At 64.2% G+C, this 20,900-nt stretch carries 15 protein-coding genes; 9 read left to right on the plus strand and 6 right to left on the minus strand.

The window, feature by feature from the left end; all coding sequences use genetic code 11:
* Positions 1-1,644 (plus strand): bifunctional acetate--CoA ligase family protein/GNAT family N-acetyltransferase (locus tag LQ952_RS11820; RefSeq protein ID WP_238622843.1); only part of this gene is annotated, 1,644 nt, incomplete at its 5' end.
* A 16-nt stretch (positions 1,645-1,660) separates the two neighbouring features.
* Here LQ952_RS11820 and LQ952_RS11825 read toward each other — a convergent pair.
* Complete coding sequence (locus LQ952_RS11825) at positions 1,661-4,690, minus strand: efflux RND transporter permease subunit (protein WP_238622844.1); 3,030 nt, start codon at positions 4,688-4,690, stop codon at positions 1,661-1,663.
* Positions 4,687-5,817, minus strand: a complete 1,131-nt coding sequence (locus LQ952_RS11830; RefSeq protein WP_238622845.1) for an efflux RND transporter periplasmic adaptor subunit — start codon at positions 5,815-5,817, stop codon at positions 4,687-4,689. Before LQ952_RS11830 ends, LQ952_RS11825 begins: the two co-directional genes overlap by 4 nt.
* 166 nt (positions 5,818-5,983) lie before the next feature.
* On the opposite strand from LQ952_RS11830, the gene LQ952_RS11835 reads away from it, so the two are divergent.
* Positions 5,984-6,379 carry a hypothetical protein gene (locus LQ952_RS11835; protein WP_238622846.1) on the plus strand — a complete coding sequence of 132 codons (396 nt, stop codon included), beginning with the start codon at positions 5,984-5,986 and terminating at the stop codon, positions 6,377-6,379.
* Between the two features lie 8 nt (positions 6,380-6,387).
* Here LQ952_RS11835 and LQ952_RS11840 read toward each other — a convergent pair whose 3' ends face one another.
* From LQ952_RS11840 to LQ952_RS11855, 4 genes are all read right to left on the minus strand, one after another.
* Complete coding sequence (locus tag LQ952_RS11840) at positions 6,388-7,392, minus strand: YhdH/YhfP family quinone oxidoreductase (protein ID WP_238622847.1); 1,005 nt, start codon at positions 7,390-7,392, stop codon at positions 6,388-6,390.
* A 6-nt stretch (positions 7,393-7,398) separates the two neighbouring features.
* Entirely contained in the window at positions 7,399-8,772 is a 1,374-nt protein-coding gene (locus LQ952_RS11845) for an OmpP1/FadL family transporter (protein WP_238622848.1), read from the minus strand.
* A gap of 497 nt (positions 8,773-9,269) precedes the next feature.
* Complete coding sequence (locus LQ952_RS11850; RefSeq protein WP_238622849.1) at positions 9,270-11,090, minus strand: AMP-dependent synthetase/ligase; 1,821 nt, start codon at positions 11,088-11,090, stop codon at positions 9,270-9,272.
* Between the two features lie 196 nt (positions 11,091-11,286).
* Positions 11,287-11,808, minus strand: coding sequence for a protein disulfide oxidoreductase (locus LQ952_RS11855; RefSeq protein ID WP_238622850.1), 522 nt, complete (start codon positions 11,806-11,808; stop codon positions 11,287-11,289).
* 224 nt (positions 11,809-12,032) lie between these two features.
* Here LQ952_RS11855 and nadA point away from each other — a divergent pair, with 224 nt between their 5' ends.
* The 7 genes from nadA (at position 12,033) to LQ952_RS11890 (ending at position 20,803) form a co-directional block, all read left to right on the plus strand.
* Positions 12,033-13,112 carry a quinolinate synthase NadA gene (gene nadA, locus LQ952_RS11860; protein WP_238622851.1) on the plus strand — a complete coding sequence of 360 codons (1,080 nt, stop codon included), beginning with the start codon at positions 12,033-12,035 and terminating at the stop codon, positions 13,110-13,112.
* A 28-nt stretch (positions 13,113-13,140) separates the two neighbouring features.
* The gene (locus tag LQ952_RS11865; protein ID WP_238622852.1) at positions 13,141-14,331 is read left to right on the plus strand and encodes a hypothetical protein; all 1,191 of its coding nucleotides are present in this window, start codon (positions 13,141-13,143) and stop codon (positions 14,329-14,331) included.
* Positions 14,332-14,461: 130 nt separating this feature from the next.
* Positions 14,462-15,535, plus strand: a complete 1,074-nt coding sequence (locus tag LQ952_RS11870) for an HlyD family secretion protein (protein ID WP_238622853.1) — start codon at positions 14,462-14,464, stop codon at positions 15,533-15,535.
* The gene (gene rbbA, locus LQ952_RS11875; RefSeq protein WP_238622854.1) at positions 15,532-18,288 is read left to right on the plus strand and encodes a ribosome-associated ATPase/putative transporter RbbA; all 2,757 of its coding nucleotides are present in this window, start codon (positions 15,532-15,534) and stop codon (positions 18,286-18,288) included. The genes LQ952_RS11870 and rbbA overlap by 4 nt, the downstream gene beginning before the upstream one ends.
* A 2-nt stretch (positions 18,289-18,290) precedes the next feature.
* Positions 18,291-19,415, plus strand: a complete 1,125-nt coding sequence (locus tag LQ952_RS11880) for an ABC transporter permease (protein ID WP_238622855.1) — start codon at positions 18,291-18,293, stop codon at positions 19,413-19,415.
* A 39-nt stretch (positions 19,416-19,454) separates the two neighbouring features.
* On the plus strand, positions 19,455-20,099 hold the full coding sequence (locus LQ952_RS11885) for a TetR/AcrR family transcriptional regulator (RefSeq protein WP_238618298.1): 645 nt from the start codon (positions 19,455-19,457) through the stop codon (positions 20,097-20,099).
* Positions 20,100-20,398: 299 nt separating this feature from the next.
* Entirely contained in the window at positions 20,399-20,803 is a 405-nt protein-coding gene (locus LQ952_RS11890; protein WP_238622856.1) for a DUF4019 domain-containing protein, read from the plus strand.
* Positions 20,804-20,900 lie beyond the last annotated feature (97 nt).

Below are 20,900 nucleotides of genomic sequence, written 5' to 3' on the forward strand. Positions count from 1 at the left end.
TCCCACGGTAATCCCATTGACCTTCTGGGGGATGCGGATGATGGTCGTTTCGATGCGGCCCTCAAGGCCTGCCTGGATGATGAAGGCGTGGACGGCACCATCGTCATGCTCACCCCCCAGGCCATGACCGATCCCCTGGGCGTGGCAAAGACCATCACCCCGATGGCCCGCAAGGCACGGAAACCGGTACTGGCCTGCTGGATGGGAGACAAGCAGGTTCGCGCCGCCCGGGAACACTTCACCCGGGAACGGCTACCCCACTTCACTACCCCGGAAGCCTCGGTGGAGGCCTTTGCCTATCTGGCCGCCCACAAGCGTAACCAGCGCCTGCTGCTGCAGGTGCCCGGCCCGCTCTCCGACCGCACCCGCACCGACGTGCAGGGTGCCCGGCTCATCATCGAAAGCGCCCTGTCCGAAGGCCGCAAGGTCCTGAGCACCATGGAATCCAAGGCGATATTGTCCGCCTTTCGCATTCCGGTCACCCAGACCATGCGCGCCAACACCGCCAGTGAGGCCCTGGTGGCCGCCGGCACGGTGGGCTATCCCGTGGCCATGAAGATCGACTCCCCGGACATCACCCACAAATCCGACGTGCAGGGGGTACGGCTGAACATCGCCAGCGCCGAATCCGTGCGCAGCGCCTTCCAGACCATGATCGAGGACACCCGGCGCCTGCGCCCCGACGCCCGCATCAACGGCGTCACCATCGAGCGCATGCACAAGAGCACCTATGGTCGAGAACTGATGGTGGGTGTACTTCGGGACCCGGTGTTCGGCCCGGTGATCAGCTTCGGCGCCGGCGGGACTTCCGTGGAAGTCATCAAGGACCGGGCCGTGGCCCTGCCGCCCCTGAACGAGGTCATCATCGAGGGCATGATCGCCCGCACCAAGGTGGCCAAGCTGCTCAAGGAATTCCGCAACATGCCGGCGGTAGACGACGAAGCCCTGGAACAGGTGCTGCTGCGGGTTTCGGAGATGGTCTGTGAACTACCGGAAATCCAGGACATGGACATCAACCCCCTGATCGCCGATGAGCGGGGACTGGCTGCGGTGGATGCCCGCCTCTCCGTGGACTATCCCCCGTCGATGCCGGACCGCTATGCCCACATGGCCATCCACCCCTACCCTGCCCATTTGGTGAACCAGTGGCAACTGCCGGACGGTGTCAACCTGACCATTCGCCCGATCCGACCGGAGGATGCCAAGATCGAGCAGGAGTTCGTGCGCAACCTTTCACCGGAGGCGCGCTATTTCCGCTTCATGCAGGCGGTGCATGAACTCACCCCCCACATGCTGGTGCGCTTCACCCAGATCGACTATGACCGGGAGATGGCCCTGATCGCCGTACGTGAGCAGCCGGACGGCTCGGAACTGCAGATCGCCGTGGCCCGTTACACCGCCAACCCGGACCAGCAGAGCTGCGAGTTCGGCCTGGTGGTGGCGGACGAATGGCAGGGCCGGGGCATCGGGTCGCACCTGATGAACGAACTCATGGACGTCGCCCGCTCCCGGGGCCTGCGCACCATGGAAGGGGAGGTGCTGTCCCAGAACACCAACATGATCGCCCTCATGCACCGGCTGGGCTTCACCTCCCGCAATAGCCACGAGGATGACGGCATCAAGGTGGTGAGCAAGCGGCTCTGAACCTCATCAAGCGCCGTCAGCTGCCGAACAGGACCGCATAGAACAGCGGCACCGCCAACAGGGTCAGCAGAGATGCCAGGGCCAGGCCGAACATGATGGCGATGGCCATGGGGGCCCAGAACGGACCGGACAGGGCCAGGGGAATCATGCCCAGCACCGTGGTCAGGGCCGCCAGCATCACCGGGCGGACGCGGCTCACCGCCGCCTCCACCAGGGCTTGGCGCGTATCCTCCGCCCGCTCCATCTCCAGATCGATCTGCTCCACCATCACGATGGCGTTCTTGATGATCATGCCTGACAGGCTCATCACCCCCAGCAGCGCCATGAAGCCGAAGGGCTGCTGCAGCAACAGCAGGCCCGCGCTGACGCCCACCACCCCCAAAGGCACGGTCAGCAGGATGATCAGGGAACGGCGGTAGCTGTTGAACTGGGCCATGAGCACCAACGCCATCAGCCCCAGCACCACCGGCACCGGCTGCAGGACGCCCCGCTGGGCCTCGGCAGACTTGGCCGCCTCCCCGTCCCAGGCCAAGCGATAGCCCACCGGCAGCGGCAGATCCTCCACCGCACGGGCCAGATCCCGCACCACCTCATGGGCAGTGGCGCCGGGCACCAGATCCATCTGCAGGGTCAGCGCCCGTTCCCGGTCCAGGCGCCAGATCACGGCGTCTTCCCAAACCACGGAAATATCGGCCACCTGCAGCAGGGGCACCGGCCGGTTTCCCTGTTCGGGCCAGATCACCATGGTCTCCACCCGGGTGGGATCGGTGCGCTCCTCCAGGGGAAAACGCCAGACAATCGGGATGCGCTTGTCATCTTCCAGATACACGCCGATGGTCTGGCCGGCAAAGGCCGTGGCCAGGGCCTCGGCCACGGCGGCACTGGTGATATTGGCTCGGCGGGCGCGTTCCTGGTCCACCTGGACCTGGATCTGCGGTGTCTTGTCCCGCCAGTTAGGGTACACATGGGCCACCCTGGTATCGGCACGCAGCCGTGTTGCGGCCTCCTCCGCCAGTTCCCGCAGCACCACCCGGTCAGGCCCCAGGATGCGCAGCATCACCGGATAGCGCACCGGGTCGCCCAACTGCATGGGCCGCACCCGGGGTTCGGCATCGGGAAAGCCCTCGCGCATGAAGCTCAGGGTCCGGGCCATCATCGGCTCCAGGTCCCTGACCTCATGGAGATTGACCAGAATCTGACCAAACGCGGGATTGGGACTTTCGGGCAACATGGGCAGATAGAAACGGGGCGTCCCCTCGCCGATGAAGGCCGTCACCGTGTCCACCTCCTCGTGTGAACCCAGCCAGTCCTCAATGGCCGCCATGTCGGCGGCGGTGTGGGTGATGCGACTGCCCTCCGGCAACCAGTAGTCCACCATGAACTGCGCCCGCTGCGCCGGCGGGAAAAAAATCTGAGGCACCAGCATGAAACCCAGCACCGCCACGATCAGCAGACCCACGAAGGTGGCCATAGCCGTGCGCCGCCAGACGAGCAGCTTGTCAAGCAGCCGGCGAAAGCCCCTATACAGACGTCCCCCATAGGGGTCCTGACCTTCCCCGCCGGAGCGGACCTTCATCCAGCGATGGCACATCACCGGCGTGACCGTGATGGCCAGCACCCAGCTCAGCAACAGACTGAAGCCCACCACCCAGAACAGGGAGCGGGTGAACTCACCGGTGGCCGTATTAGTCAGGGCAATGGGTGAGAAGGCCAGCACCGCGACCAGAGTGGCCGAAAGCAGCGGCAAGGCCGTCTCGGCCACCGCCTCCCGCGCCGCCTCCAACCGGTCCAGACCCCGCTGCATCTTCACATAGGTGAGTTCCGCCACCACGATGGCGTTGTCCACCATCATGCCCAGTACGATCACCAGCGCCCCCAGAGAAACCCGGTGCAGATCGATACCGGCGATCCACATGGCGATAAAAGTGGCCAGGATGGTGAACGGCACCCCGGAACCCACGATCAGCCCGGTGCGCAACCCCAGGGAAATCAGTAGCACAGCGATGACGATCGCCACCGCCATAGCCAGATTGACCATGAATTCGTTGATGGCCGTGCGCACCTCCCGGGGCTGGTCGGCGATGATGCCGAAAGCCATGCCCACCGGCAGGGTACGGGTGATCGCCTCCAGGCGCTCGTTCACCAGGCGTCCCAGATCCACCACGTTCACCCCCGACGTGGGCACGATGCCGATGGCCAGGGCCGGGGTCCCGTCATAGCGCAGCAGGGCCTCCGGCGGGTCGGCAAAGCCCCGGCGCACCTCGGCAAAATCCCGCAGATAGACCAGATTGCCGGTAACCGGACTGCGAATGGCCAGGTCCCGGATCTGGTCCAGAGACTCGAATACTCCGCTGGCAAAGATACGCACCTGCCGAGGCCCCAGTTCCACAAACCCCGCCGGGGCCACCACGTTCTGACGGTTCAGGGCCTGCACCACCAGATGGGGGGTCAGCCCCATCTCGGCGATCTTGTCCCGGGAGGTCTCCACGAACACCCGCTCCCCCTGGGCACCGAAGATCTCCACCTTGGCCACCCCGGGTACCCGCAGCAGCTCCCGACGCACGGTATCGGTGATGCGGTCCAGGTCATCGTAGCCGTACCCTTCCCCCGTGAGCGACAGCAGCATGGCGAAAACATCCCCGTACTCGTCATCCACGAAGGGGCCGACGACACCCTCCGGCAAGGCCAGGGCCGCCTCACTGACCTTGTGGCGCAGTTCATCCCAGATCTGGCGCAGCTGCTCGGCCCCGTGCCGCTCCTGGATATCGACGAAGATCACCGAGACCCCGTCCCGACTGTAGGACTCCACCTGATCCAGTACCCCCATCTGCTGGATCTTGAGCTCGATGCGCTCGGTCACCTCCTGCTCCACCCGCACTGCCCGGGCGCCAGGATATTCGGTGTAGACCACGGCGGTACGCACCGTGAACTCCGGGTCTTCCAGCTGCCCCAGCTGGGTGTAGGCGATCATGCCGACCAGCACCAGCAACACCACCACGAAGCCCACGAAACGGCCATTGCGAATGGACCAGACGGCGGCATTCATCGGCGCGCGCCCCGGATATCATCCTCGGTCAGCAACCGCACCCACTGGCCCTCTTCCAGATGTTGCACCCCGGCCACCACCACCCGCTGCCCGACCTGCAGGTCCCCCTTGATGCGCATGCCTTCGCGCTCCAGGGGACCCAGGCTCACCGGGACCCGGTGTACCCGCTCATCCGCCTCATCCAGACGCCAGACATGGTGTTCGCCCTGGTGCTCCAGCACCGCCGTCAGGGGCACCAGGAAATGATCGGCGATGCGCCCTTCCGGCAGGCCTGCGCGAAAATCCACTCGAGCGGTCATGCCCGGCAGGATCTGCCGGTCCGGGTTAGCCACGGCGATACGCACCGGGTAGGTCTGGGTGTCCTCATCCACATCCACCCCGATGGCCTTCAGGCGTCCGGGATAGTCGCGGTCCAGAGCGGCAAAATGCACATCTACCGACGTCAGGCGTTCCCGATGCACCACCAGGGTCTCCGGCATACCCACCCGAAGCTCGATCACATCCAGGCGATCCAGCACAAAGACCACCCGCTGGGGACTGACCTGCTCGAAAGGCTCAATGGCACGCACCGCCACATGGGCATTGAAGGGCGACCGCAGCACGGTGTCCTCCAGGGCCGCCCGGGCCGTTGCCAGTCCTTCGGTCAGCGCATCCCGCTGCCCCCGGGCCTGGCGAAAACCGGCCTGGAGACGATCAAAATCGGCGCGACTGATGGTACCGTCGGCCACCAGAGTCCGACCCCGCTCAAAATTGGCCCGGGCCTCGGCCAGTTGCCCCTCGGCCGCCGCCAGCTGTCCCTCCAACTCACGCACCTTGAGCCGATAATCCCGGTCATCCAGGCGCGCCAGCTCGGTGCCGGCGAGGACATAATCCCCTAGATCCGCCCGCACCGAGACCACCTGGCCGGACACCCGGAAGGCCAGGCCGGTTCGTTCCGCCGCCTCGGCCCGGGCGCTGAAACTACGCGCCGCCAGTCCCGTCGGACTTTCCAGGGCAACCGCCATCACCGGACGCGCCCGGGGTTCCGGCTCCGGTTCGGGCGGGCCGCCGCAGGCACTGAGCAGGCAGACAGCAAGCAGGGAAGACACGAAAGGAAACCAGGGCCGGTTGGGAGCAAGAGGAGGCATCCGTTCTTTCCTTTGGCAGATCGACATGGAGGTCAAACCGGGATATGGGGCCAGAATAACAGGGATGGCAGGCGCTTCGAGACGGCTACAAAATCGAATTGACAGGAAAGGCCTGATTTGGGCGTTATCAATGACACGGCCGGGGCCGATACATTAGTATGCACTTATGAATGACTCAGGCTCCTGGACACTCTGGCTGCTCGTACCCATGGCGTTGGTTGCAGGTATCGGCATCACCCTCTGGGCCACCACCCCGGAGCTATCCCTGCCCGAGCGTTCCATCATCGTGCATGTGCAGAACCGCACCGACGAGACCATCCCCACGGTGGAAATCGGTTACGCCAACGTCGATACCGAGCAGCACACCACCCTCCTGCAGTTACGGGCCGGAGAGACCCGCACCATCACCCTCAATCATGAACCGGGCCTGGGCTACAACATCGAGGCCCACCTGGCTGACGGCAGGGTGCTGGATATCTGTGGCGGCCGGCATCCCGAAAGCCGCGTGATGCGGGAAGTGATCACTCGGGATTCCATCCTCTCGGGCATCGGCCAACCCTGATCGCCGAATCAGGTTTCGGAGCGAAGATTCACCAGGATTCGCCCCCAGGTCCTACCCGCCAGCATGCGGCGGCTGAACTCGGGCAGCTGCGACAGGACAATCTCCTCACTCAAGATGGAATCCAGATGAGGAATCGCCCAGTCACTGCCCAGCCGCTCCCACAGGGGACCTCGCATGGGCAGGGGACAGTTGGCGGACGTCACCCCCAGCAGTGACACGCCCCGCAGGATGAAGGGCATGACCGTGGTGCGCAGATCCGCGCCACCGGCCAGCCCCACCACCACGATATTGCCCCAGTCATCCACGGTGCGAGCCAACCAGCCCAGGACTTCACCACCCAGCACGTCCACGGCGCCCGCCCAGCGGGCCGTCTCCAGCGGGCGAAAACCCATGGACACACCATGCCGGTCCAGCACCTCCGACGCCCCCAACGACCTGAGCCAGGGGGCCATCTCCGGCTTCCCGGTGAGGGCCACCACCTCGTAGCCCTGGGCGGCCAGCAGGCTGATCGTCAGGGCGCCGACCCCGCCGCTGGCGCCGGTGACCAGGATCGGACCCATTTCAGGGCGCTGATGGTTTTCCTGAAAACGCTTGAAAATCAGGGCGGTGGTTAGCCCCGCCGTGCCCAGGATCATGGCCTGACGGCAATCCATTCCGGCAGGCAGGGGCACCACCCAGTCGGCGGGCACCCGGATGCGACCGGCGAACCCCCCGTGGTGATACTCCCCCAGGCCCGCCCCGGTGACCAGTACCGGATCACCGGGCTTGAAGCGGGTATCCGAAGAAGCGATTACTTCACCGGCCGCATCGACGCCGCCCACAATGGGAGAACGACGCAGCACCCGACCGCTGCCGGTAATACCCAGGGCGTCCTTGTAGTTGAGCGAGGAATAATGAACCGCCACCTCCACGTCCCCGGGCATGAGATCGGCCTCATCCATACGGATGAAATCGATGCGCTCAGGCCCTTGAGCCTGGTCACGTATCAGCAGGGCCGGGAAGGTGGCGTCCATGAGACCTCAGAAGTTGTAGCGCATGGCAGCAGCCAGGATGTGGACGTGGCCGCGGGTGGTGCCGGAGATATCAATACTGGTATCCAGCGGGAAGGGGGGAGGCGAAGCTCCCTCCGGCGCCTCATAGAACACTCGATTCAACTCCAGAGACCCCTTGCTGATGTCGATATAGGTATAGGCCAGATCGAAGCCCCAGTGGGGTCCTTGCTGGTAACTGGCGCCGAGGGAGAACCAGGTCCGGTCACCGTCCGGGGTCCGGGTGGTGCGGAAACCGTCCTGGGTCGGGGTACGGTCATACTGCAGTCCTCCGCGCAGGGTCCAGCGATCATCCAGACGGTATTCGGCACCGATGGACAGCGCCCAGGTGTCCTTGTAGTTCTGCGGAGTCGTGTTATCCGGATCACCGTTATCAAACTTTACCCGGATCTCGTCGAAGTTGGACCACTTGAACCAGCTGTACTGGCCCACCAGCGTCCAGCGCTCATTCAACCGATGCATCATCCCCAGGGTCACGATGTCCGGAAGGCACAGGGCGGCTTCTCCACCGATACTGCTCACATCCCCTCCAAGAGGCGGAGTGATGCGTGCCTTGCCGTCCAGCGTATGCTTGATGCCCTGACGATAGTGAATGCCCAGGCGCGTATCCTGGGTGGGCTGGAACATCACCCCCAGATTGAAACCATAATCCCAGCTGTCCGCTTCCAGGCTGACCTCCCCGTCCGTTTCCGGGGAAGGCACGCCAACAGGACTGGGCAAGGCATTCTTCAACGTGGCATCCGCATACTGGATGTCCAGGCCGAAACCCACGGAAAACCGCTCATTGACCTGGTAGGCAATGGAAGGCTGGAAGTTGATGACCTTCAGCTCCGTCTCCGTGGAATCATAGCGGGCAAAAAAGTCCTTGTCGTAGGTATTGGCCAGACCGAATGGCGCGGTGATGCCGAAGCCGTACCAGAGTTGATCATTGAACGGCCTGGCATAGAAGAAGTTCGGTACCGGGGTGGGATCGTAGGGGTTGCCGCCGTTGCCTCCGACGTAGGGACCGGCATATCCAGGCGCTAGCCCGGGAATACCCGGCGTCTCTGCCGTCGAGCCACTATTTCTCACATCCGCCTTCGGCACCAGCAGATGCGCCGCAACCTGGACCTCCGGCCCCGACAGATACGTCATGCCCGCCGGATTGAAGAAGATGGTACTGGCATCGGAGGCGATGGCGGCATCCCCGGCAAAGGCCCGCCCCAAGCCACTGACACTCTGCTCCTGAATATAGAACCCGGCCGCCTTGACCGGCTCGGACCACATGGCGCCACCCGCCAACGCCAGTGAAACGGCCGCCCCCAGTGAAAGGCCGTTACGAATACGAACTGCCTGCATCGTCATCCCCTGCATCCCCTATTTTTAATGTCGTCTTTGTAGTGTCGTCGATATTATTAAACCGGCAATTAAACAAGCATGACCATTTTCAACTTTAAACGATTGAAATCAATGGCTTGAGATTTTAAGTCAAAGACTTTTGATTGCCGGGTTAATACGTTCTGAAAAGCCCCCTACCACCACTCCCGTCCCTTGCTAACACACCTGCTTTCGCCATCACTCCTGCCCTTTGTCGTCACCCATGCCCCTTGCCGTCACTCCCGCCCCCTTGACGTCACTCCCGCGAAAGCGGGAGCCCAGAACTGTCAATCCATGACTGGATTCCCGCTTTCGCGGGAATGACAAACTCAGTACATCACTTTGGTGAAAAACTCAGTGCATCACTTTGGTGAAAAACTCAATACATCGCTTTGAGGAAGTCCTCTCCCCCCCTTACCGTCAATCGCTTCAATCGCACCGCCGAATCATTCCAATCGCAGCCGCAGATCGCTCCAGCACAGGTCTCAGCGATTGCTGTGCGCCTCGTACATCTGCTCGATCTCCCGCTGGAACTGGGCCATGATCAGGTTGCGCTTCATCTTCATGGTGGGCGTGAGCAACCCGCCATCCACTTCCCATGGCTCCAGAGAGGCGGTCAGACGCCGCACCTGGGCATAGCCGTGGAACTCCTTGAGCTGAACGCCCACCCGCTCCAGCAAGGCCTTTTCCACCTTGCGGCTGCGCAGGGCCTCGGCATCCCGAGGGTCCACCTCCAGCGTCTTGGCCAGTTTCTCCCATTCTTCGGGGTTGAGCACCACCAGGGCGCTCAGATAGGCCTTACCCTCCCCCAGCACCAGGGCCTGTTCGAACACCGGGTCCAGGGTGATGGCCATTTCCATGTCGGCGGGCGGCACCTTTTCCCCATTGCCCAGCACCAGAATTTCCTTGATGCGGCCGATGATGAAGATATGGCCCTGCTCGTCGAACCGGGCCTTGTCGCCGCTGTGCAGCCAGCCATCGGCATCAATGGTCTCCCGGGTGGCCTCCTCGTTATTCCAATACCCCTGCATCACCGAAGGACCACGCACCAGCAGCTCGTCATCGGCGCCGATCTTCACCTCCACTCCGGGCAAGGGCGCGCCCACACTGGCGGGGAGATTGTCATCGGGGCGGTTCACGCTCACCACGGGGCTGGACTCGGTCATGCCGAAGCCATGGAAGACCGGCAGCCCCAGGCCGATGAAGAAACGAGCAATGGGCGGCGGCAGCGGCGCACCACCACAGACCGCATAGCGCAGGCGGCCGCCCAGGCGAGAAGTGACCTTGTCGGCCACGATCTTCTTCAGGATCGGCCAGAGCAGCAGACCGGGATGCCAGCCGGCACGCCCCTGCTGATGTTCGAACCGCCGCCAGCCGATATTCACCGTGGTCAGGAACAGCTTGCGGGCCAAGGGCGACTTTTCCTCCAACCCGGCGTTGATGCGCCCGTAGATGCGTTCATAGATACGCGGCACCGAGATCATCACCGTGGGACGCAAGGTGAGCAGATCCTCCCCCAGCCCCTGAATAGAGCGGGCGTAGGCCACCTGGGCGCCCACCATCATGGGCATGTAGCAACCGGCAGTACGCTCCAGGGTGTGGGAGAGCGGCAGAAAGGAGAGGAACAGGTCATCCGCGCCCATGGGCGCGCACTGCTGGGAGGCGTAGGCGTTGGAGAGGATATTGTGATGAGAAAGCATCACACCCTTGGAACGTCCGGTGGTGCCGGAGGTATAGACAATAGTAGCCAGGCCGTGAGGGTCCGCCTCGTGGGTGATCAGTTCCCCTTCCAGTCCCCGGGTCCAGTCATCCAGGGAAACCAGGCGCTCTTCTTCGGGGAAATCCCCCTTGGGAACAGCCTCCACCGAGACGATGCGCTGTACCGTCTCCAGACGATTCCGCACCTCCTGCAGCCGCCGCCACTGGGCCTTGCCCCCCAGGAGCAGCATCCGGGCACCGGCGTCCTGAAGGATATAGGCGATATTATCGGGCCGGTCGTCGGTATAGAGCGGGATGGTAATCAACCCCAGCCCCATGGAAGCCTGATCGAAGACGACCCATTCCCGGCAGTTGCGCAGCATGACCGCAACCCGGTCGCCGGGCTTGAACCCCTCCTTGAGCAGTGCCGCCTGCCAACGGGCCACCTCTTTGGCCACTTCGTCCCAGGTTCGGGTTTGCCAGCTGGCAGAAACCGTGTCGTACTGACGATAGGCCACCGCTCCTGGTGTTCTCTTGACTCGCTCCCTGAACAGTCCCGCCAGGCTGCCCGCGGTCTCCGGCGAAACGACGTCTTTGGGCTCGTGCATGTCTACTCCTCTTGCAGGGGTCTGACGCCCCATCTCATTCAGCGCTCACAGGCGCATCGCCGGGCCGGCCCCGGAGGAGCAGTGTCCCGGATCTTTTGGGGGTGAATATAACGTGATTAAAGCCCCGCAGCCCAGCTACCGGATTAAAATTCCATGACAGGGCGCACAGCTGTTACGGATTTACCGTTCCATCACCTCAGAGCAACCGGGCCATCCACAGCCGTGCACGCAAGCCCCAGCCGGTGGTGAACCCTCGCTCCCGGAACCGGATATTGCCGTCGGCATCCAGCACAAAGCTGGCCGGTACGGCCCCCACGCCGAAACGGGCCGCCAGGGCACCGTCTTCGTCGGCGATCACCGCCTGAGCATAACCATGCTCCGCCATATAAGCTGCCAGCGCTTGGGCATCCCCGGACTGCATGGCCACGGTCAGTACCGGCCATGCCTGGCTGATCGTCTCAATACTGCCCTGCTCCAGACGACAGATCCCGCACCAGGTAGCCCAGAAATGCACCAGTACCGGCGCCCCCCGGTAATCGGCCAGGCTCACCGGGGTTCCGTCCAGTAGCCGGGCCTGAAAGTCGGGTGCCTCGCCACTGATCATGTCCCGCTGCAGCCAGGCCTTCAAGGCCAGGAAGATCAGCAGCACAACCAGCAGTTCGACGGCCGGCCGCCACCAGCGGCGCCCCTTGGCGGGAGACAACTGCGGCTTACTCATATGGGCAACCTATTGTTTTTGATTAACAACATTAAGAGACACCGCCACGGATTCAGCAGACAACGCCACTGAACGGGCATAATATCTTCCGGTCCAAACACAATGACCGTAAACAAACACACCCGATTTCCGCACCCGAGGGGCGCTTCGGGCCTCCAGTCGGGCCAGGATCGATTAAGATCAATTAAGGTAGCACCCTGCATGCCCAAGGGGATTCAAGATTCATGACCGCAGTCACCGCACAACCCCTCCACCGCTTCCAGGTCCCTGAAACCGCCTGGGTGGAGAGTCACATGCCCCGCTTCACCAGCGCCGAGCGCGACGCAGTGATCGAGCGGATCAAGACCCTACTCAAGGAACGGGATGCCGTGCTGGTCGCCCATTACTATGTCCATGAAGACCTGCAGCGGATCGCCGAAGAGACCGGCGGCTGCGTCTCCGACTCCCTGGACATGGCCCGCTTCGGCCAGGAACACCCGGCCTCCACCCTGGTGGTGGCGGGGGTACGCTTCATGGGCGAGACCGCCAAGATCCTCAGCCCCGAAAAGACCGTGCTCATGCCCACCCTGGAAGCGGAATGCTCCCTGGACCTGGGCTGCCCGGCGGATGAGTTCGAGGTCTTCTGCGACGCCCACCCCGACCGCACCGTGGTGGTCTACTCCAACACCTCCGCCCGGGTAAAGGCCCGCGCCGACTACGTGGTCACCTCCAGCATCGCCGTGAAGCTGGTGGAACACCTCAAGGTTCAGGGCAAGAAGATCCTGTGGGCACCGGACCGCCACCTGGGGCACTACATCCGTGAAACCACCGGTGCCGACATGGTGCTGTGGGACACCGCCTGCGTGGTCCACGACGAATTCCGTACCCGCGGCCTGGATGACCTCAAAAAGGCCCACCCGGAAGCCGCCGTGCTGGTCCATCCGGAATCCCCCGCCGGCGTCATCGCCCAGGCAGATGCGGTGGGCTCCACCTCCCAACTGATCAAGGCGGCCCGGGAACTGCCCCACCCCACCCTGATCGTCGCCACCGACAGCGGCATCTTCTACAAGATGCGCCAGGCGGCCCCGCACAAAACCTTCATCGAAGCCCCTACCGGCGGCCATAGTGCCACCTGTCGCAGCTGCGCCCATTGCCCCTGGATGGCCATGAACGGCCTGCACAACCTGCTCCAAGTGCTGGAAGAAGGGGGCAACGAAGTGCAAGTGGACGAGTCCGTGCGCGAGGGCGCCCTGCGCTCCACCCAACGCATGCTGGACTTTGCCAAGCAACTGCAGACACCCGTCCTGGGACGCGGGGACGCCTAGGCGCCCTCTCCCACCAGCGGCCCGCGCCATGACACCTCCGGCAGCGCATCAACCGGCCATCCCCATGGGAGTGTTCAGGAAACTGGTGGCCACGCTGACGCCGGAGGAACTCGCCCGCCTGCCCCCGGACAAGCTGCCCGAAAACATCCCCCTGGATCTGGTGGAAGACGCCCCGCTCTACTCCAGGCGCACCTTGGAAAGCCTCATTCTGGCGGCCAACGCCTATCATCTGGGACGTCGGCTGGACCTCCAGGACCGCTATGGCGACGAAGTGATGGCCGCACTGGACAAGTCCAAGGTGACGGGCAACACCGCCAACGTGAAGATATTCCACTACAAACTGGAAGACCTGGAACGCCTCCATAGCCAATGGCGGGCGGACGAGGAACCAATCATTCTGGAGCGACTAGGCAACGGTATCCGCACGCTGAACGCCCTGCTGCTGGACGTAAGGGCGGAAAACAGCGATACCAGCATGGCCGCCCAGCTGCTGCGGACCCGGACCGTCGACGCTGAACACACCGAAACGATCCAGCAGGCGATCACCGAACTCCGCACCCATAGCGAACGCATCGAAGGCCTGCTCGGTCGTTACTTTCGCCTGCGGCTGGACATCGTTCGGCATGAAATGCACGGCAAGCTCCAGCAGATCAGCCGCCTGGATCAGCAAGCCGAGGTACTCAGGGAACAGATCGAACACCTGCGCACGGAACTGGAACAGACCCAGACCCTGTGGCGCCGTACGCTCAAGAAAAACCAGACCAATCATCAGGCGGACCACCTGCAGTCCCGCATCAGCGCCCTGGTGGCGGAGCAACGCGCCCGCGAGGTGAGCATTTCGGAAAACCAGCTGACCCTGTGGCTGGACGCCCTGGTGGACGCCGCGCTGCACCCGAAAACCCGCCAGGCCATGTCCGGCCATCAGTCCGACGCCCGCGTGGCCCTTTACGCCCTGCTCAACCGCTACTGTCAGCAGCAGGAGGCCTCCGCCATGCAGATCGCCCGCAACCCGTTCCTGCAGGTCGACCCGGCCCAGGCGATCCGCTTCATGCTCCTGTCGGAGCAGTTCATCCTCGATTACTTCAGCAAGAAACGAAACGAGACCACCGCCTGGATCAGCGACGTGGCCCAGGTACGCAGCGAGGACCTGGACGGACTGGAACGGATGATTCTCGGCGAACTCAAGAAATCCAGCCGGTTCCGGCGCCGGGGCGGCTGAAGCACTCGGTCCGGCCCAGTTAAAAACCGACCAGTCGGTTTTTAACGTGATACAGATCAAGACCCGGGGGCAACGCAGCGTGCCACACTGACCACAGCATCCCCCCTGCAACGCCACACAGGTCTGCATCATGCACCCCCCACTCAAGACACTGAGCATTGTCGCCACCCTGCTGGTGGTTGCCGCCGGCACGTTCTACGCCTGGATGCAGTTTCAGGACGGCGCTGTCCACCCGGGTCTTGCCTCGGGTAACGGCCGCATCGAGGCCACCGAGGTCGACGTGGCCACCAAGCTGCCGGGTCGGGTGGCGGAGATCTTCGTGGACGAAGGGGATTTCGTCACCACCGGACAGGTACTGGCGCAGATGGACACCCGCTCCCTGGAGGCCCAACTGGCCGAGGCCCGCGCCCAGCACCAGCAGGCCCTCACCACGGTGCTCAGCGCCAGGGCCCAGGTGGCCCTGCGCCGCAGCGACCTGGCCGCCGCCCAGGCCCTGGTGGTGCAGCGGGAAAGCGAGTTGGACGCCGCCCAGCGCCGGCTGGTCCGTTCGGAGAGCCTGTCCCAGCGGGGCGCCATCTCCGAACAGATCCTGGATGACGACCGCGCACGCACCCAGAGCACCCGCGCGGCGGTGGATGCGGCCAAGGCCCAGGCGGAAGCCGTACGTGCCGCCATCGCCGCTGCCGAGGCCCAGGTCACCGGCGCCGAGTCCGGCGTGACCGCCGCCGCCGCCACCATCACTCGCATCGAGGCAGACATTCTGGACAGCCGGCTCACCGCCCCCCGGGACGCCCGGGTACAGTTCCGGGTGGCCCAGCCGGGCGAGGTGCTGGGAGCCGGTGGCCGCGTGCTCAACCTGGTGGACCTGAGCGACGTATACATGACCTTCTTCCTGCCCACCGAGCAGGCCGGCCGGGTGGCCCTGGGCAGCGAGGCCCGCATCATTCTGGACGCTGCCCCCCAATATGTGATTCCCGCCCGCATCTCCTTCGTGGCCAGCACCGCCCAGTTCACCCCCAAAACCGTGGAAACCGCCTCCGAACGCCAGAAACTCATGTTCCGGGTCAGGGCCCAGATCGACCGGGAACTGCTGCAACAGCACCTCACCCAGGTGAAGACCGGCCTGCCCGGCGTGGTCTGGGTGAAACTGGACCCGCAAACCCCCTGGCCTGACGCCCTCGCTGCCCGGGTACCCCGCGGATGAACGCCGCCCCCGTGGTCGCCCGACTGCAAGGGGTGGGACTGCGCTACGGCCCGGTCATCGCCCTGCGGGATATCGACCTGGATATCCCCGCCGGCCGCATGGTGGGCCTGATCGGGCCGGACGGGGTGGGCAAGTCCAGCCTGCTGGCCCTGCTGGCCGGCGCCCGGGCCATGCAGACAGGACAGATCACGGTCCTGGACGGCGACATGGCCGACCGCCGTCACCGGGAGGCGGTCTGCCCCCGCATCGCCTACATGCCCCAGGGACTGGGGCGCAACCTCTACCCCACCCTGTCGGTGGAAGAAAACCTGCAGTTCTTCGCCCGCCTGTTCGGCCACGACGCCCCCGAACGCCGCCGCCGCATCGACGACCTCACCGGCAGCACCGGCCTGCAGCCCTTCCTGAGCCGCCCGGCGGGCAAGCTCTCCGGCGGCATGAAACAGAAACTGGGCCTGTGCTGCGCCCTGATCCACGATCCCGACCTGCTGATCCTGGACGAGCCCACCACCGGCGTCGATCCCCTGGCCCGCGCCCAGTTCTGGGACCTGATCACCCGCATCCGCAAGGATCGCCCGCAGATGAGCGTGCTGGTGGCCACCGCCTACATGGACGAAGCCCAGCGTTTCGACTGGCTGGTGGCCATGGACGAGGGCCGGATTCTGGCCACGGACACCCCGGCGGCCCTGCTGGCCAACACCGGTAGCCGGCACCTGGAAGAGGCCTTCATCAAGCTGTTGCCGGAGGAAAAGACACGGGGCCACGAACCAGTACGCATCCCGCCTCTGGAGGATGGCGAGGCCCGCGACGTGGCCATCGAGGCCCGGGACCTGACCATGCGCTTTGGTGATTTCGTCGCGGTGAACCGGGTGAGCCTGCGCATCCGCCGGGGGGAGATCTTCGGCTTTCTGGGCTCCAACGGCTGCGGCAAGACCACCACCATGAAGATGCTCACCGGCCTGCTCCCCCCCAGCGAGGGCCAGGCCTGGCTATTCGGACACGAGGTGGACCCGCAGGACATCGACACCCGCCGCCGGGTGGGCTACATGTCCCAGGCCTTCTCCCTCTATGGGGAACTGACGGTGCAGCAGAACCTGGTGCTGCACGCCCGTCTGTTCCAGGTGCCCGAGACGGAGATACCGGCCCGGGTGGACGAGATGGTCCGGCGCTTTGACCTGGAAGACGTGCGCAACAGCCTGCCCGATAGACTGCCCCTGGGGATGCGCCAGCGGCTTTCCCTGGCGGTGGCCATGGTCCATCGCCCCGAACTGCTGATCCTGGACGAACCCACCTCCGGGGTGGACCCCGTCGCCCGGGACAACTTCTGGCGCCTGCTCATCGACCTGTCCCGGCGGGACAGGGTGACCATCTTCATCTCCACCCACTTCATGAACGAGGCCGAACGCTGCGACCGCATGTCCATGATGCACGCCGGCCAGGTGCTGGACAGCGATGTCCCCGCCAGACTGGTGGAAAAGCGCGGTGCCGACAGCCTGGAACAGGCCTTCATCGACTACCTGATCGAGGCCGGCGCGGGCACCGATCAGGCCGCGGCGGACGACGGCCACAAACCCCAGGCCACGCCCCGGACGCCCCCTGTCCCCACCCGCGGTCACAGCCGTAGCCCCCGGTTCAGCCCGCAACGGCTACTCAGCTACCTGTGGCGGGAGACCCTGGAACTGCGCCGCGATCCGGTCCGCGCCTCCCTGGCCCTGCTGGGTTCGCTGATCCTCATGGTGATCATGGGGTTCGGCATCAGCCTGGACGTGGAAGACCTGCAGTACGCCGTCCTCGACCATGATCAGAGCACCCTCAGCCAGCACTACACCCTGAGCCTGGCGGGTTCCCGCTACTTCAACGAACGGCCCCCGATCCGGGACTACGCCGACCTGGACCGGCGCATGGTCAACGGCGAACTGACCTTGGCCATCGAAATTCCGCCCGGCTTCGGGCGTGACCTGCTGCGGGGTCATCCGGTGGAGATCGGCATGTGGATCGACGGCGCCATGCCGCGACGGGCGGAGACCGTCCGCGGCTACGTCCAGGGCATCCACCGGCAATGGTTGCTGGAACAGCAGGCCCTGCGCCTGGGCACCGCCGCGGCCACCCCCGTCGCCGGGATCGAAACCCGCTTCCGCTACAACCCGGACGTGCGCAGCCTGCCCGCCATGGTGCCGGCGGTCATCCCCCTGCTGCTGCTCATGCTGCCGGCCATGCTCACCGCCCTGTCGGTGGTGCGGGAAAAGGAAATGGGCTCCATCACCAACCTCTACGTCACCCCGGTCACCCGCGTCGAATTCCTGCTGGGCAAGCAGATCCCCTACGTGGCCCTGGCCATGATCAACTTCCTGCTCATGGCCCTGCTGGCAGTGACCCTGTTCGGCGTGCCCGTCACCGGCAGTTTCCCCACCCTGCTGCTGGCGGTGCTCATCTTCAGCATCATCTCCACCGGCATGGGCCTGCTGGCCTCCACCGTCACCCGCAGCCAGGTGGCCGCCATGTTCCTGGCCATGATCGGCACCCTGATCCCCGCCATCCAGTTTGCCGGCATGATCCACCCGGTGAGTTCCCTGGAAGGCGCCGGCCGCCTCGTCGGCGAGATCTACCCGGCTACCCACATGCTCCTCATCACCCGGGGCGTTTTCAGCAAGGGGCTGGGCCTGGGCGACCTGTACGCCATCTTCTGGCCCATGCTGCTGGCGGTGCCGGTGATCATGGGGCTGTCCATCCTGCTGCTGAAAAAGCAGGAACGCTGACCATGCGCCGCCTCATGAACATCCATCGCCTGGGCGTCAAGGAACTGTGGAGCCTCTTGCGGGACCCGATCATGCTGGTCCTGATCCTCTACACCGTCACCATCTCGGTGTACACCGCCGCCACCGCCCTCCCCTCCGGCATCAACATGGCCGCCATCGCCATCGTCGACGAGGACCACTCCCCCCTGTCCGCCCGCATCGCCTCGGCCTTCTATCCGCCCATGTTCGAGCGACCGGCGCTGATTACCTGGGCCGAGATGGACCCGGGCCTGGACGCCGGACGCTACACCTTCGTGCTCAACATCCCGCCCAACTTCCAGCGGGACGTGCTGGCCGGACGCTCGCCGGACATCCAGCTCAACGTGGACGCCACCCGCATGAGCCAAGCGTTCATCGGCAACACCTATATCCAGCAGATCGTCATGGCGGAGGTGCAGGAATTCGTGCAGCGCTACCGTGACGCCACGGGGCCGCCGGTGGATCTGGCACTGCGCGCCCGCTTCAACCCCGGCCTTGACGAGGTCTGGTTCGGCGCCCTGATGCAGATCATCAACAACGTCACCCTGCTCTCCATCATCCTCACCGGCGCCGCCCTGATCCGGGAGCGGGAGCACGGCACGGTGGAACACCTGCTGGTGATGCCGGTCACCCCCGGTGAAATCATGCTGGCCAAGATCTGGTCCATGGGCCTGGTGGTCCTGCTGGCCGCCACGGCGTCCCTGTTCCTGGTGGTGCGGGGCCTGCTGGGCGTGCCCATCCAGGGCTCGGTATCCCTGTTCCTGCTGGGCGCCGCCCTGCACCTGTTCGCCACCACCTCCATGGGCATCTTCATGGCCACCCTGGCCCGCAACATGCCCCAGTTCGGGATGCTGATGGTACTGGTGCTGCTGCCCCTGCAGATGCTCTCCGGCGGCATCACGCCACGGGAAAGCATGCCCGAGTTGGTGCAACAGGTGATGCTGGTGGCCCCCACCACCCACTTCGTGGAACTGGGCCAGGCCATCCTCTACCGGGGCGCCGGCCTGGACGTGATCTGGCCCCAGTGCCTGTTCCTGCTCCTGATCGGTACGGTACTCTTCAGCGTTTCCCTGGCCCGCTTCCGCAAGACCCTGGGACGCATGGCCTGAAGAACGCGCGCCCCCCATATCGGCAACCGGAACGTCATCATGTCCAGCACCGTCGCCCCCCGGCCTCCCGCCAGACGCCGCCGCCTCGCCGCCGAAGAACGCATGCGGCAGATCATCGAGGCAGCCCTGATCGAGTTTTCGGAGAAAGGCTTCACCGCCACCCGGATGGATGACATCGCCGCCCGGGCCGGCCTGTCCAAGGGCGGCCTCTACGCCCACTTCAAGAGCAAGGACCAGATTTTCGAGACCCTGCTGTTCAAGGTGCTCAGCCCCAGTTTCAACAACCGCAAATGGATGCTGGACGATGGCGACACCCTGGCGGAGGTGGTGGACGCCTTCATTGCACACACCTACGACCGGGTCACCGACCCGGATTTCATCGCCGCCCTGCGCCTGCTGATCACCGAGAGCCACCGCGCCCCCCACTTGGTGGACTACTGGCGCCGCGAGGTGCTGGACACCTATCTGAAGGAACAGCAGACCATGCTGGAGCACTGCCGCGCCCGGGGCCTCGTACGCCACAGCCCCCTCACCCAGCAGGCGGAACTACTCATGGCCCCGGCCCTGTACGCCGCCATCACGCGGATGATCTTTGGAGAAGAAGCCACCCAGGCCAGCCTGAAAGACCTCAGACGCGCCCATGCACAACTGCTGATGGAATTGCTGGAGCCGGTGGAGGCGTGAAAATCGCCGCAAGATGAACTAGCCTTGGTGGCAGTGTGGATTTTCGGCAAGGAGCCGGAGACATGGAGATCAACAGGGCCGGTGCAATACCGGCCAACTGTGTGCTGACGCATCTTCCCGCCCCCACCCCGGGTGGCGATGGGACCGTGCCGGTGAAGCCGGTGGGCTTCGGCGGTGGGTTTTTTCTTTGGGTTTCCTTTCATTGATTCGTGAGTTTACCGGCGGGGCTGGCTGGGGCCAGGGGGTGTCTGGTGCCCGGATGGGGGCTGGTTAATATCTACGAGATCAGAGAGGTAGCCATGAAAAAATTCGGTCTCATTCTTTTGGCACTTGCTTTCATCGGCAGCGCAGATGCCGGAAAGCACGAAGATGCGGCCCAAGCCGCAGCTACGGCTTGGTTGCAGCTCATTGATACCGGCCATTACACAGAGAGCTGGCAGCAGGCAGCAAGCCCGTTTCAGAGCCAAATTACAAAAGAAGCTTGGACTGATGCACTGCAAAGAATTCGTGAGCCATTAGGAGCCGTGAAGCTACGGCACCTCAAGAACGCGCAATATACCACGAGCCTCCCCGGGGCGCCTGATGGTCAATATGTTGTAATGCAATTCGATACGCAATTCGAGAACAAGCAGCAAGGCATAGAGACTGTAACGTCAATGCTAAAGGGAAATGCGTGGAAGGTCAGTGGTTACTACGTTAAGTAGACACCCAATCAGCGCTTGCAGCCGCCCCGACATTCGCTACGCTCGCGGCCCCGGCTGAAGCTCAATGTCGTCAATTTAGGCCATCACCCCCGGCAAT

This window comes from Ectothiorhodospira lacustris, assembly GCF_022227785.1.
Taxonomy (GTDB): Bacteria; Pseudomonadota; Gammaproteobacteria; order Ectothiorhodospirales; family Ectothiorhodospiraceae; genus Ectothiorhodospira; species Ectothiorhodospira lacustris.